Raw genomic sequence first — 13,177 nt, 5'->3', positions numbered from 1 at the left:
GGGGAAAAAGCGTGGGGAGAAGGGCATCCCCACCACAGGTCAAGTTTAGCGGTCGCCTCCCCCCACACGAAGGCAGTCCACCCAATCGAGCACAAACGTAACGGGCGTTGCGTACCAGCGGGGTCGGCTGTTCAAGACTTCAAGACTAGAGATTTCAAGACTCAAGAATCCTTCGCGCCATGTACCGCCGTGTATTCGCCGAGGAGCCATGGGGCCAGGTCGTCTATGAGTATTTGCAGCACTGCCGGATCAGTCGTCGGCGTGCGACCGATGTCTGCCGCCAAACGCATCTGCCCTGCACGGTCCGGGTAATAGCGGCCGAACAGTTCAGCGGAGGCACCCAAGTCGCTTGTCCAGCCACCCCAACGGGGCATGACGAGTGTGAAGCCGGTGCGGACCAGGTGCCTGCTGACGCTTCGGCTCAGTGCCTTCAGGTTGGTGTGGGCTGCCGCTGCTCGGGTGCGCCATCCCGGGAGCAGGAGGCCGAGGTCGCCGTTGATCTCGCGGGCCAGTCGGGAGGTGGGGCGGTACCGGGGCAGCTGCTCGGCCAGGTCGGGCCCGAGCAGTGGCGTGCACAGGCAAGCAACCCAGAAACCGCCGTCCTCGGTGCCGGTGCCGAGCAGGGTACGTGTGCTGGACAGCAGGATTCCTGCCCCGCTGATCTCCGGAAACGCCTGGTCCAGTGCCGTCTCGATCACCGTGGCCGTGGCGCGGTCGGCTTTGGTGGGCTCGTCGTGCAGGGCGAGTTGGACGTCGAGGTCGGAGACGCCGGGGACGGCGGTGCCGCGCGGGATGCTCCCGTAGAGGTAAGCGCTGTGCAGCCGGGTATCGCTGAACGACTGGCTGATGTGGGCGCGGGTAGCGGCGACGACCGGGGCGAACGCCTTGGGCACCCGGTCCAGGGCGCCTTCGCGGGCAATCGTGCCGTCGTCGTTCAGGCCGCGTTCCATGGCGTCACTGTGTTCGGTGCCCGCTGGTCGTGTCGACCGCTTATCCCCGGCGGGCGAGGACGCGGCCCTGGAGGACGCCCGCGAACGGGTCGCGGATCGCCTGGGTGTCGATGGTGAAGCCAGCGTCCGCCGCTACCGCGCAGACCAGTTCGATGGGCAGGTGGTGGACTTCCAGCGGGACGTTCTCGTGGCCGTAGGCGCTGATCGCGTACTTGGTCCGGTCGCCGATGTGGAAGGCGAGCAGGAGGTGGCCGCCAGGGGCGAGTACCCGGTGGAACTCGGCGAACGCTGTCGGGAGCTGGTCGAGCGGCATGTGGATGATCGAGTACCAGGCCACCACGCCCGCCAGCGTGCCGTCCGGGAGGTCCAGGTCGAGCATCGAGCCCTCGGTGAACTGGATCGTGGGGTGGTCGCGGCGGGCGATGGCCAGCATGCCGGGGGACAGGTCGATGCCGGTGACGTCGAGGCCCGCGCGGGCCAGGTGGCCGGTCACCCGGCCGGTGCCGCACCCGATCTCGGCGACCGGGCCGCCGCCGGAGGCCCGGACCAACTCGGCGAACGCGGTGATCAGCGCGTTGTCCAGCGGGTCGTCGGGGAAGTCCGGCACGTGCTCGGCATAGCCGACGGCGACGGTGTCGTACGCGGCTCGGGTGACGGTCAGGAAGTGTTCGTCGGTCACGGCGGGCCAGACTAGATGATCAAGGACTGACCTGGTGGAACCGGTCGACCGCGCTGCCGGGGGTACCGGGTGCGCCGGGCGTCGGGGAGGTCGGCGCGGCGGGCAGCTTCGTCGGGTCCACGCAACCGCCGACGAACTCGACCTGGTCGCCGTGCTGGACGTACTCGCCCGCGCTCGCGCAGCCCGCGTTGCTGACCGTGAACACCGCGACCCCGGCCAGGACCAGCGCCGCCGCCACGGCGCCCGCGAGCGACACCGCGCCCGCCTTCCGCGTCCTGGCCATGGCTGGTCTCCCCACGCAGTACTGCTGCCTGAGCGCAGCGTACCCGTCCGTCGCCGCACCTACCGCAGGAGAGGCGAGGTGTGGCCCCCACCTGACAGTTGCCAGGTGTGGCCCCCACCTGACAGTTGCCAGGTGGGGGCCACGTCCCGATGCCCCCGGGGTCGAGCCCCAGTCCTCAGAGGTTCCCGCGACGCTCCTGCTCGCGCTCGATGGCCTCGAACAGGGCCTTGAAGTTGCCCTTGCCGAAGCCGAGCGAGCCGTGCCGCTCGATCATCTCGAAGAACACCGTGGGCCGGTCGCCGACCGGCTTGGTGAAGATCTGCAGCAGGTAGCCGTCCTCGTCCCGGTCGACCAGGATGGCGTGCTCCTTGAGCACCTCGATCGGCACCCGGACGTTGCCGATCCGGGCGCGCAGCTCCGGGTCCTCGTAGTAGGAGTCCGGCACGTCGAGGAACTCGACGCCGTTGGCGCGCATGGCGGTGACGGTGCCGATGATGTCGTTGGTGGCCAGCGCGATGTGCTGGCAGCCGGGGCCGCCGTAGAACTCCAGGTACTCGTCGATCTGCGACTTCTTCTTCGCGATCGCCGGCTCGTTGAGCGGGAACTTGACCCGGTGGTTGCCGTTGGAGACGACCTTGCTCATCAGCGCGGAGTACTCGGTGGCGATGTCGTCGCCGACGAACTCCGCCATGTTCACGAAGCCCATGACGCGGTTGTACCAGTCGACCCAGTAGTCCATCTTGCCCAGCTCGACGTTGCCCACGCAGTGGTCGACGGCCTGGAACAGCCGCTTCGGCGCGTCGGCCGGGCGGGTGATCGGGCCCTCCTTGGCGACGTAGCCGGGCAGGTAGGGGCCGTGGTAGCGGGACCGGTCGACCAGGGTGTGCCGGGTCTTGCCGTAGGTGGCGATGGCGCCGAAGCGGACCGTGCCGTGCTCGTCGGAGACGTCGTGCGCCTCCTCCAGCACGATGGCGCCCTCCTTGCGGGCGTGCGCCAGGCACTTGTCGACGTCGGGCACCTCCAGCGCGATGTCCACGACGCCGTCGCCGTGCTCGCGGTGGTGGTCGAGCAGGGGGCTCTTCGGGTCGACCCCGCCCTTGACCACGAAGCGGCCCGAGCCGGACTTGAGCACGAACGCCTTGTGGTCGCGGTTGCCGGTCTCCGGACCGGAGTAGGCGACCAGGGTCATGCCGAAGGCGGCCTGGTAGAACAGCGCGGTCTGGGTCGCGTTGCCGACGACGAAGACGACCGCGTCCAGGGCGTTGACCGGGAACGGGTCCCGGCTCTCGTCGTAGTCGACCAGACCGACGAGCTGGCGGAGCTGGTCGTAGCTCACCTCGTCGATGCCGTGCTCGCTGCGGCCGAGGGTCCCCGTCATAGCGTCCTCCTGCGGTTCAAGTTCGGTGGCACGAGCATGCGAGCGACCGGGCATCCTGTGCAAGAGACTCGTTTTTCGCTGGTCAGGATGACTAGTGTGGGTCGGTAAGTGCTCGACAAAGTGGACACTCTGACCAGGACGTGGCTATGGATCCCGACGCAGACGTCGACGCCCTCGACGCCCGGCTGTTGCTGCTGCTCACCGACGAGCCCCGCCTGGGCGTCCTGGAGTGCTCCAGGCGGCTGGGCGTGGCCAGGGGCACGGTGCAGGCCCGGATGGACCGCCTGGAGCGCCGCGGGGTGCTCAACGGGTTCCCGCCCGCGGTGGACCTGGCGGCCATGGGGTACGGGCTGACGGCCTTCGCGGTGCTGGAGATCGCCCAGGGCAAGCGCAGCGAGGTGGCCGAGCGGCTGCGGGCGATCGCCGAGGTCTGCGAGGTCCACGCCACGACGGGCCAGGGAGACCTGCTGGTGCGCATGGTGGCCCGGGACAACGCGGACCTGCAGCAGGTGATCGACCGGGTGGTGAACGTGGAGTGGGTCCGCCGGACGTCCACATCGATCGCCCTGTCGACCCCGGTCCCACCGCGCGTACGACCCCTGCTGGAACGCGTGGTCCGCTGACGACGCGAGCCCACAGGTCCGCCGCCCCGGCCCACGGCCATGCTCCGGACGGCAGACTCACGTCCTCACCTGCGACCCACTCGCCCAGAGCGGAAATGGCAAGCCCGCTCGCCCGGGCTGCGCCCCGGCCAATCCGCGCTCACACCTCACTCCGCGCGTCCACCCCTGAGCCGCGAGTCAGCGCCCCGGGCGGCACGCGCACGCCCGAACCGCCGGACACGCCCCAGGCCCACCCAGCCCGGCGAATCGCCCGACACCCCCCGAAAGCCCACCTAGCCCGGCGAATCGCCCGACACCCCCCGAAAGCCCACCTAGCCCGGCGAATCGCCCGACACCCCCACGTCCCAAACGTTCACCCGCCCGGCAGATCGCCCGACACCTCGCAGGCCCATCCAACCCGGCGAATGGCTGGACCCCCACACCCCAAACGCTGACCCAACCCGGCGAATCGCCGGACACCCCCCACACCCCAAAGGCCCACCCAACCCAGGGGACCATCCCCGACCCATTCTACCGCCGGGGAGCCGGCCCAGGGCCGATGTCGATCAAGCCTGTGGACAACTCTGTCCGGAATGGGCGGATTGAGATCGCTCGGCAGGGTGAACCTCGATCGCCAAACGACCACGGAGCTGACCCCGCAACAGGCAGGTGCCGGGCGGAGAAGCGCCTCCCCGCTCGATGCGCGAACCCCGCCGGGGAGCCCTCCGGGCCAATCCCCGAACGCGCAGAGGCCGCTCCCACCGGCACGTGGGAGCGGCCTCTGGACGTTGGGTTGGCCTAGCCGCTGTACGGCACGGCTCGCCTGAGCGTGACCTTCTGGGTCTTGCCGTTGGGCAGCTCGTACTCCCGGGTCTCGCCCTCCTTGGCGCCGAGCAGCGCCCGGCCGAGGGGGGACTCGGGGGAGTACACCTCCAGCTCGCCCTCGCCACCTTCCTCGCGGGTGGCGAGCAGGAACTGCTCTTCCTCGTCGTCGCCGTCGTAGCGCACCGTCAGCACCATGCCGGGTTCGGCGATGCCGTCGTTGGCGGGTGCCTCGCCGACCTTCGCCCCGCGCAGCAGCTCCTGCAGGTGGCGGATGCGGGCTTCCTGCTGCCCCTGCTCCTCGCGCGCGGCGTGGTAACCCCCGTTCTCCTTGAGGTCACCCTCCTCGCGGCTGGTGTTGATCTTCTGCGCGATGACCGGGCGGTTCTCAATCAGCTCGTCGAGCTCGTGCTTGAGCCGGTTGTAGGCCTCCTGGGTCAACCAGGTCACCTGGGTGTCGCTCACGGTCACCAACTCCTCGTCGTACTCCGGGCCCGTGGTTACGGGTCGGCAGTCCGGGCTTCGTGGTGCACCCGGAATGGAAAAAACACGGCCCTCCTAGGGGCCGTGCAGGTCTACGAGGGTACCACGAACAGGCGTGCTATTCGGCCCGAAAAGTCCGCTTTGCGCGGGCTTGACGGGCTAGTTCACCCCGTTGGCGGCGGCATGCTGGACAGGTATGCGGGCACCTGGTAGGAGCACCCGAACACGTCCGCCGTGACCGGTTCGGTGGTGCTGCTGACCACCGTGGTGAGGCTCACCGGCGAGGTGCCGGGCGGGACGTAGACCTCCTTGCGGCCGCCCTCCAACCCGTCCACGCCGCGCACCCGAACGATGCACACGGCCGCGCGGTCCGGGGTCTGCCTGGTGACGGTGAAGTTCATCCGCATCCGGTTGCCCGGCACGTCACTGAAGGCGGTGCGCTCGGCCTCGATCGGCGCGGTGCCCAGGTTCGTGTACCCCAGGTAGGCGACGACGCCGCCCGCAACCAGCCCACAAACCACCAGGACCACTCCCGTGCGCCGCGACAGCCGCGCCTTGGGCGCGCCGTAGCGGCCCTCCGGCAGCGCGCGTCCCGCGACGGTCATCCGGGGCCTCCTGACGGCAGCTGTCCACCAGGCGGGAACAATGGTGCCCGCGCGGCGCGTTCGTCCTACCGGGTCGATTATCCGCCGTGCGCGGAACCACACTGCAGGAGGGGGCCGGGAAGGCCATGTCCGAGAAGCTGCGTCTGATGGCGGTGCACGCTCATCCCGACGACGAGTCGAGCAAGGGTGCCGCGACCATGGCCAAGTACGTGGCCGACGGGCACGAGGTCATGGTGGTGACCTGCACCGGCGGTGAGCGGGGCGACATCCTCAACCCCGCGATGGACCGCCCGGAGATCACCGCCGACATCCCGGCCGTGCGCAGGCGGGAGATGGCCAAGGCGGCCGAGATCCTGGGCATCGAGCACCGCTGGCTGGGCTTCGTCGACTCCGGCCTGCCCGAGGGCGACCCCAAGCCGCCGCTGCCCGAGGGCTGCTTCGCGCTGGTGCCGCTCGAGGAGTCGGTGCCGACGCTGGTGCGCGCCATCCGCGAGTTCCGGCCGCACGTCGTGATCACCTACGACGAGAACGGCGGCTACCCGCACCCCGACCACATCCGCTGCCACGAGGTCTCGGTGGCCGCCTTCGACGCCGCGGGCGACCCCGACCTGCACCAGGGCGAGGGCGAGCCGTGGACGCCGCTGAAGCTGTACTACTCGCACGGCTTCTCCCGGGCGCGCCTGGTCGCCATGCACGAGGCCCTGCTGGCCGCCGGGCTGGAGTCGCCGTACGAGGAGTGGCTGGCCAACTGGCCCGCCGACCGCGGTGACATCGCCCACCGGGTCACCACCCGGGTCGAGTGCGCCGACTACTTCGAGACCCGCGACGCCGCGCTGCTCGCGCACGCCACCCAGATCGACCCGACCAGCCGCTGGTTCGCGGTGCCGCTGGACATCCAGCGGTCGGTCTGGCCGTACGAGGAGTACGAGCTGGTGCGCTCGCTGGTCGACAGCACGCTGCCCGAGGACGACCTGTTCAGCGGCATCCACGAGAAGGTGTCGCTGTGATCGCGGCCCTCCAGGCCCCGGACCTGGCGGCCACCGTGCCGCTGGTGCTCACCCAGACCAACCCGCCCAAGCCCGCCGACCCGGGCGGCCAGGGCGAGGACTTCGGCAAGTCCTCGCCCCTGGGCTTCCTGATCCTGGTCCTGTTCTTCGTCGCGGTGGCCTTCCTGGTCCGCTCGATGACCAAGCACCTCAAGAAGCTGCCGGAGACCTTCGACAAGCCCGCCGAGCCGGAGCCGCCCGCCAAGCCCGCGCTGGGCTAGGCGCTGCCCGGCAAGTCCGGCACGCGCTACCCGCGCCCGCGCGGCCCCTGGCCGCACGGACGGAAAACCCAAGTACAACCCGGTACGAGCGGCTTCCCGCCCGCGCGGCCAGGAACCACGCGGATCACGAATCCCACGCACCAGACTCACCGGACAGCGCCTAGGCGGGCTACAGGCGCGGGTCCACGGGGTCCGACTCCAGGGCGAGCACGGCGAAGACGCACTCGTGCACGCGCCAGAGCGGTTCGGACTGGGTGAGTCGGGTCAGGGCCTCCAGGCCGAGGGCGTACTCGCGCTGGGCCAGCGAGCGCTTGTGCGCGAGCTTGCGGTCGCGCAGGCGGTCCAGGTGGTCGGGGTAGTCCGGGCCGTAGATCAGCCGCAGGTACTCGCCGCCGCGCACCTTCACGCCCGGGAGAACGGGTTTTCCCTTGCCCAGCAAGAAGTTCGCGGCGGGTTTGACCACCATGCCCTCGCCGCCCGCCGCGGTCAGCTCCTCCCACCACGCCACGCCCGTGGCCACCGAGCCCGGGTCGCCGGTGTCGACGGCGAGGTTGCGGGTGGGGGTGAACAGGTCCGGGTCGGCCACGGCCAGCCGGTCGGCGACCGCGAGGTGCCAGTCGTGCGGGGTGGTGTGGTGGGTGGCGCCCTCGGTCGCCAGGACCTGGAACGGGGCCAGTCGGACACCGTCCAAACCGGACGTCGGGGCGCAGTAGCGGCGGTAGGCGTCGCGGAAGCCGGTGACGTTGTCGAGCCGCTTCTCCGTGCGGGACAACAACTCTTCGACCTCGACGCCGCGGGCCGCGGCGGCCGTCAAGGCGGCGACGCTCGCGGGCAGGGCTGAACCACCGGCGGCCGCCAGGGCGGCGAACTGGTCGGTGATCAGGCCGGACGCCTTGGCGTTCCAGGGAAGCAGCTCGGTGTCGAGCAGCACCCAGTCGGTGGCCAGCGAGTCCCAGTCGACGGCCGCGCGCACGCGGTGCAGCAGCTGGGTCGTCAGGTCGTCGGTGAAGAACGGCCGTCCGGTGCGGGTATAGACGGCGCCGTCGCCTTCGATGCCGAAGCGGCGCGGGGCCACCTCGGCCGAACGCGTCACCAGGACTACCGCACGGGAGCCCATGTGCTTCTCCTCGCACAGCACCGGCATGCCCGGATAGGCCGCGAAAGCCTCCAGCGGGTGCTCCAGGACCGCCCCTGCCTTGTGCGTCTCGGCGGGTGCCATCGTCGGCGGCAGGTACACCAACCAGCGCGGGTCGAGCGCGAACCGGCTCATAACCTCCAGGGCGGCGGCTGCCTGCTCGGCCTTCACCGAGACACGACCGGTCGCGGTCTCGATGGCGCGCTGGCCCACCACGTCGGTCAGCGCCAACGCGTCCGGCTCCCGCTCCTCGACAACCGGCACCAGCGGGCGCACCGGCTCGTACCAGACCTGGTGCGCGGCAACGGACACCAGCTCGCGCTCCGGATAGCGCAGTGCCGTGAGCTTGCCACCGAACACGCAGCCGGTGTCCAGGCACATCGTGGAGTTGACCCACTCCGCGTCCGGCACCGGTGTGTGTCCGTAGAGGACAGTCGCGTGGCCGCGGTAGTCGTTGGCCCACGGATAGCGCACCGGGAGGCCGTACTCGTCGGTCTCGCCGGTGGTGTCGCCGTAGAGAGCGAACGACCGCACCCGGCCGGATGCCCGACCGTGGTACTGCGCGGGAAGGCCCGCGTGCGCGACGACGAGGTTGCCGCCGTCGAGCACGTAGTGGCTCAGCAGGTCGTCGCAGAAGCTCGTGGCGCGTTCGACGAACTCCGGCTCCTCCTCGCCCAGCTGCGCCAACGACTCCGCGAGACCGTGCCGCACGGTGACCTGCTTGCCGCGCAGCGCCCGCACCAGCTTCTGCTCGTGGTTGCCGCACACCGCCAGCGCCGTGCCCGCCTCGACCATGCCCATCGCCAGCCGCAGCACGCCCGGGGTGTCGGGACCGCGGTCGACCAGGTCGCCGACGAACACCGCCCGTCTGCCCGCCGGGTGCGCCGCGCCGACGGCCCGGCCTTCGGCGTCCCGGGCCAGCGTGTAACCCAGCTCCCGCAACAGTTCCTCAAGCTCGGCGCGGCAGCCGTGCACGTCGCCGATCACGTCGAACGGGCCGGTCTCCGACCGTCGGTCGTTGCGCAGCGGCTGGACCACGATCCGCGCTTCGTCCACTTCGGACTCACCGCGCAACACGTGCACGTGCCGGAAGCCCTCCTTGCGCAGCCCGCTGGTCGACCGCCGCAGGTCGGCCACGTGCCGGTGCACCACGTGCGCGCCGAAATCCCGGTCGGGCCGCGCGGCGTTGCGCCGCACGCACACTGACTCCGGCACGTCGAGCACCACCGCGACCGGCAGCACGTCGTGCTCGCGCGCCAGCTTGATCAGCGCCGCGCGCGGTGCCCGCTGCACGTTCGTGGCGTCCACGACGGTCACCAGGCCGGCCTGCAAGCGTTTGCCCGCGACGTAGTGCAGCGCGTCGAACGCGGCGGCCGAGGCGGACTGGTCGTTCTCGTCGTCGCTGACCAGGCCGCGGAAGAAGTCGCTGGAGAGCACCTGGGTGGCGCGGAAGTGCCGCCGCGCGAAGGTCGACTTGCCCGAGCCGGAGGCGCCGACGAGCACCACCAGGGACATGTCCGGGATGATCAGGTCCATCACGCCTCCGCTCGGGTGAACACGGCCAGCTGGGTCGGGGCGCCGAGGTCGGGGTCGACCGGGCCGATCGGTCCGTAGCGGACGGTGTAGCCGCGCCGCTGGGCGACGCCGTCGCCCCACGCCTGGAACTCCGCGCGCGTCCACTCGAACCGGTGGTCCTTGTGGCGCAACACGTCCGGGCGCGGGAACAGCGCGTTGTACTCGATGTTCGGCGTGGTCACGACCACGTGCGCCGGTCGGGCGGTGCCGAACACCGCGCGCTCCAGCGCGGGCAGCCTGCCCGGGTCGACGTGCTCGACCACTTCCATCAGCACCGCCGCGTCGTAGCCCGCGAGCTCCGGGTCGGTGTAGGTGAGCGCGGACTGCCGCAGCGTGACCCGCTCGCGCAACCGGTCGGGCAGCCGGGCCAGACCGCGCTCGGCGATCTCCAGCGCCCGCGCCGCCACGTCGGTGCCGAGGACCTCGGTGAACCTCGGGTCCGCGGCCAGCTCGGCGAGCAGCGCGCCGCCACCGCAGCCCAGGTCGAGCACCCGCCGAGCACCGACCTCGTGCAACGCGGCGAGGACGGCTTCCCGTCGGGTCGCGGCCATCGGGCGCGCCACCGGCTCGGCGTCCGGCGGCGCCGAACCGTCCAATTCGGTCAGTCGCTCGAGCGCGGACCGCACGTACCCGCGCCGGTGCGCGAGGTAGCGCTTGCTGATCAAGTCGCGCTCCGGGTGGGTCGGCAGCCAGTCGCCCGCCGCGCGCAGCAGCTTGTCGACCTCCTCCTCGCCGACCCAGTAGTGCTTGGCGTCGTCGAGCACCGGCAGCAGCACGTACAGGTGGCGCAGCGCGTCGGCCAGCCGCAGCTCACCGTCGAGCCGCAGGTCGACGCAGCGGGCCGCGCCCCACTCGGGGAACGCCGGGTCGAGCGGGACCGGCCGCGCGGCCACCCGCCAGCCCAGCGGCGTGAACAGCCGCTCGGCCAGGTCGGCGCCGCCGCGGCAGGGTGCGGCGGGCAGGTGCGCGGTCAGCGGGATCGGGGTGTCGGCCAGCGCCGGGCGGCTGTCGCAGCGGCCGTTCATCGCGGTGCGGAACACCGAGCCGAGCGCGACGGCGAACATCGAGCCCGCGGTGTACCCGCGGTCGTCGACGTGGTTCACCTTGGTCGGGTCCACCTCTAATAGCAGCGCCGCCGTGCAGGTGTCCTCGGCGGCGGCGGGGTAGAACACGTGCGCCGTCCCCGCGGAGGTGGAAAACGCTTGCGCCTTCCCTGGGTGCTTGTGCAGCAGGTAGCCGAGGTCGGTGGCCGGGCGGAGGGTGGTCGTCAGGGTCAGCAGCACCGGCGAAGTGTGGCGCACCGCGCTGCCCCGCCGCACGTCGTTTGGCAGGCTGGGGCCATGGCGAACCGGCTGCGCGGCTCCACGAGCCCCTACCTGCTCCAGCACCAGGACAACCCGGTCGACTGGTGGGAGTGGGGCCGGGACGCCTTCGACGAGGCCCGCCGCCGGGACGTGCCGGTGCTGCTCTCGGTCGGCTACGCCGCCTGCCACTGGTGCCACGTGATGGCGCACGAGTCCTTCGCGGACCCGGCGGTGGCCGCGCTGATGAACGAGTGGTTCGTCAACGTCAAGGTCGACCGCGAGGAGCGCCCGGACGTCGACGCGGTGTACATGACCGCCACCCAGGCCATGACCGGCCAGGGCGGCTGGCCGATGACCTGCTTCCTCACCCCGGACGCCGAGCCGTTCCACTGCGGCACCTACTACCCACCCCAGCCGCGCCCCGGCATGCCGTCGTTCGGTCAGCTGCTCAGCGCGGTGCACGAAGCGTGGAGTTCGCAGGACGAGGAGGTGCGGGCGGCGGGTGCGCGGGTCGTGGCCGAGCTGCGCGACCAGACGGGCCCGCTGCAAGAGTCCTTTGTGGATGCTGCGGTGCTCGACGGCGCCGCGGTCTCGCTGCTCGCCGAGTACGACCGGACGAATGGCGGATTCGGTGGCGCGCCCAAGTTCCCACCGACGATGGTGCTGGAGTTCCTGCTGCGCCAGCACGAGCGCACCGGTTCGGTCGAGGCTTTGTCCATTGTGGAGGGAACGGCGCGGGCGATGGCCGACGGCGGCCTCAACGACCAGCTGGCGGGCGGCTTCGCCCGCTACAGCGTGGACGCGGGCTGGGTGGTGCCGCACTTCGAGAAGATGTTGTACGACAACGCTTTGCTGCTCCGCCTGTTCGCCCACCTGGCGCGGCGCACCGGTGGCGAGCGCTACCGCGAGGTGGCGTCGGAGACCGCGCGCTTCCTGCTCACCGACCTGCTGACCCCCGAGGGTGGTTTCGCCGCCTCGCTCGACGCCGACACCGAGGGCGAGGAGGGGCTGACCTACGTGTGGACACCCGCCCAACTCGTCGAGGTCCTCGGCCTCGACGACGGCGCGTGGGCGGCCCGACTGCTGGGCGTCACCGACGCGGGGACCTTCGAGCAGGGCTCGTCCACGCTGCGGTTCGTCGCCGAGGTGGACGACCGCGACCGGTGGCTGGACGTCAAGGCCCGGCTGTCGGTGGCGCGGGCGGCCCGGCCGCAGCCCGGGCGCGACGACAAGGTCGTGACCGGCTGGAACGGCCTGGCGATCGCCGCGCTGGCCGAGGCCGGCGTGGCGCTGGGCGAGCCGTCGTGGGTGGCGGCGGCCGAGTGGGCCGCCAACCTCGTGCTGGACCTGCACGTCGTCGACGGGAGGCTGCGGCGAACGTCCCGTGGCGGTGTCGTCGGCAGCGCGGCAGGCGTGCTGGAGGACTACGCGTGCCTGGCCGAGGCGCTGTTCGTCCTGCACCAGGCCACCGGCGCCGCCCGCTGGCTGGACGCCGGGTGCGGACTCCTCGACACCGCCCTGGCCCGCTTCGCCGACCCGGCCGCCCCCGGCGCCTACCACGACACCGCCGACGACGCGGACGCCTTGGTGTGGCGTCCGGGCGACCCCGGCGACAACGCCAGCCCGTCCGGCGCGTCGGCGTTGGCGGGCGCGTTGTTGTTGGGCTCCGCGCTCGCGGGTCCCGACCGCGCGGGGGAGTACCGCGCGGCTGCCGAACAGGCGGTAACGCGCAACGGGCTCTTGGCCGCGCGAGCGCCGCGGTTCGCCGGGCACTGGCTGACGGTCGCCGAGGCGTTGGCGCAAGGCCCGGTGCAGGTCGCGGTCGTCGGACAGCCGGGGGAGCGCGACGAGCTGCTCGCCGCCGCGGTGCGACACGCGCACGGCGGGGCGGTGGTGCTCGGCGGCGCACCCGACTCGGCGCCGCTCTTGGCCGACCGACCGCTGGTGGACGGCGCCCCAGCGGCGTACGTGTGCCGCGGGTACGTGTGCGACCGACCGGTGACGACCGCGGCCGCCCTGGTCGCCGCGCTCTAGTCCGCTCCGGGCGAACACCTGATACGTGGTTACCGGCGTAGCTTGAGTTAAGAGGTAATC

At 71.4% G+C, this 13,177-nt stretch carries 12 protein-coding genes; 4 read left to right on the top strand and 8 right to left on the bottom strand.

The window, feature by feature from the left end; all coding sequences use genetic code 11:
- Nucleotides 1-161: 161 nt before the first annotated feature.
- The 4 genes from QSK30_RS34680 to hppD all read right to left on the bottom strand — a co-directional run bounded on the left by QSK30_RS34680 (nucleotide 162) and on the right by hppD (nucleotide 3,290).
- Entirely contained in the window at nucleotides 162-950 is a 789-nt protein-coding gene (locus QSK30_RS34680; protein ID WP_285509567.1) for a nucleotidyltransferase domain-containing protein, read from the bottom strand.
- 40 nt (nucleotides 951-990) lie between these two features.
- The gene (locus tag QSK30_RS34675; protein WP_285509566.1) at nucleotides 991-1,629 is read right to left on the bottom strand and encodes a class I SAM-dependent methyltransferase; all 639 of its coding nucleotides are present in this window, start codon (nucleotides 1,627-1,629) and stop codon (nucleotides 991-993) included.
- Nucleotides 1,630-1,648: 19 nt separating this feature from the next.
- Complete coding sequence (locus tag QSK30_RS34670) at nucleotides 1,649-1,912, bottom strand: hypothetical protein (RefSeq protein ID WP_285509565.1); 264 nt, start codon at nucleotides 1,910-1,912, stop codon at nucleotides 1,649-1,651.
- Nucleotides 1,913-2,087: 175 nt separating this feature from the next.
- Complete coding sequence (gene hppD, locus QSK30_RS34665) at nucleotides 2,088-3,290, bottom strand: 4-hydroxyphenylpyruvate dioxygenase (RefSeq protein ID WP_285509564.1); 1,203 nt, start codon at nucleotides 3,288-3,290, stop codon at nucleotides 2,088-2,090.
- Between the two features lie 146 nt (nucleotides 3,291-3,436).
- On the opposite strand from hppD, the gene QSK30_RS34660 reads away from it, so the two are divergent.
- Entirely contained in the window at nucleotides 3,437-3,913 is a 477-nt protein-coding gene (locus QSK30_RS34660) for an Lrp/AsnC family transcriptional regulator (RefSeq protein WP_285509563.1), read from the top strand.
- Between the two features lie 777 nt (nucleotides 3,914-4,690).
- Here the strand turns inward: QSK30_RS34660 and greA are convergent.
- Both greA and QSK30_RS34650 read right to left on the bottom strand, forming a co-directional pair.
- Nucleotides 4,691-5,185: a transcription elongation factor GreA gene (gene greA, locus QSK30_RS34655; RefSeq protein ID WP_285509562.1), complete on the bottom strand. Its 495-nt coding sequence runs from the start codon at nucleotides 5,183-5,185 to the stop codon at nucleotides 4,691-4,693.
- Between the two features lie 176 nt (nucleotides 5,186-5,361).
- Nucleotides 5,362-5,802, bottom strand: a complete 441-nt coding sequence (locus QSK30_RS34650) for a DUF4307 domain-containing protein (protein WP_285509561.1) — start codon at nucleotides 5,800-5,802, stop codon at nucleotides 5,362-5,364.
- Nucleotides 5,803-5,927: 125 nt separating this feature from the next.
- On the opposite strand from QSK30_RS34650, the gene mca reads away from it, so the two are divergent.
- Complete coding sequence (gene mca / locus QSK30_RS34645; protein WP_285509572.1) at nucleotides 5,928-6,809, top strand: mycothiol conjugate amidase Mca; 882 nt, start codon at nucleotides 5,928-5,930, stop codon at nucleotides 6,807-6,809.
- A 23-nt stretch (nucleotides 6,810-6,832) separates the two neighbouring features.
- On the top strand, nucleotides 6,833-7,069 hold the full coding sequence (locus QSK30_RS34640; protein ID WP_285509571.1) for a hypothetical protein: 237 nt from the start codon (nucleotides 6,833-6,835) through the stop codon (nucleotides 7,067-7,069).
- A 169-nt stretch (nucleotides 7,070-7,238) separates the two neighbouring features.
- Here QSK30_RS34640 and QSK30_RS34635 read toward each other — a convergent pair whose 3' ends face one another.
- Together QSK30_RS34635 and QSK30_RS34630 are read right to left on the bottom strand one after the other, a co-directional pair.
- Nucleotides 7,239-9,740 (bottom strand): polynucleotide kinase-phosphatase, encoded by a 2,502-nt coding sequence (locus QSK30_RS34635; RefSeq protein WP_285509559.1) that lies wholly within the window; start codon nucleotides 9,738-9,740, stop codon nucleotides 7,239-7,241.
- On the bottom strand, nucleotides 9,740-11,062 hold the full coding sequence (locus QSK30_RS34630; protein ID WP_285509558.1) for a 3' terminal RNA ribose 2'-O-methyltransferase Hen1: 1,323 nt from the start codon (nucleotides 11,060-11,062) through the stop codon (nucleotides 9,740-9,742). Before QSK30_RS34630 ends, QSK30_RS34635 begins: the two co-directional genes overlap by 1 nt.
- Before the next feature lie 57 nt (nucleotides 11,063-11,119).
- Between QSK30_RS34630 and QSK30_RS34625 the strand changes: the two genes are divergently transcribed.
- Nucleotides 11,120-13,117, top strand: coding sequence for a thioredoxin domain-containing protein (locus QSK30_RS34625; protein ID WP_285509557.1), 1,998 nt, complete (start codon nucleotides 11,120-11,122; stop codon nucleotides 13,115-13,117).
- Nucleotides 13,118-13,177: the final 60 nt, after the last annotated feature.

Source organism: Actinokineospora sp. NBRC 105648 (assembly GCF_030269645.1).
In the GTDB taxonomy this organism is placed as follows: Bacteria; Actinomycetota; Actinomycetes; order Mycobacteriales; family Pseudonocardiaceae; genus Actinokineospora.
The sequence above is the reverse complement of the archived record's forward strand: the minus strand, read 5'-3'. Positions and strand labels throughout refer to the sequence as shown.

Coding starts and splice junctions, on each gene's coding strand:
- QSK30_RS34680 (WP_285509567.1), bottom strand. CDS start 950: ATGGAACGCGGCCTGAACGACGACGGCACGATTGCCCGCGAAGGCGCC.
- QSK30_RS34670 (WP_285509565.1), bottom strand. CDS start 1,912: ATGGCCAGGACGCGGAAGGCGGGCGCGGTGTCGCTCGCGGGCGCCGTG.
- hppD (WP_285509564.1), bottom strand. CDS start 3,290: ATGACGGGGACCCTCGGCCGCAGCGAGCACGGCATCGACGAGGTGAGC.
- QSK30_RS34660 (WP_285509563.1), top strand. CDS start 3,437: ATGGATCCCGACGCAGACGTCGACGCCCTCGACGCCCGGCTGTTGCTG.
- QSK30_RS34650 (WP_285509561.1), bottom strand. CDS start 5,802: ATGACCGTCGCGGGACGCGCGCTGCCGGAGGGCCGCTACGGCGCGCCC.
- mca (WP_285509572.1), top strand. CDS start 5,928: ATGTCCGAGAAGCTGCGTCTGATGGCGGTGCACGCTCATCCCGACGAC.
- QSK30_RS34635 (WP_285509559.1), bottom strand. CDS start 9,740: ATGGACCTGATCATCCCGGACATGTCCCTGGTGGTGCTCGTCGGCGCC.
- QSK30_RS34625 (WP_285509557.1), top strand. CDS start 11,120: ATGGCGAACCGGCTGCGCGGCTCCACGAGCCCCTACCTGCTCCAGCAC.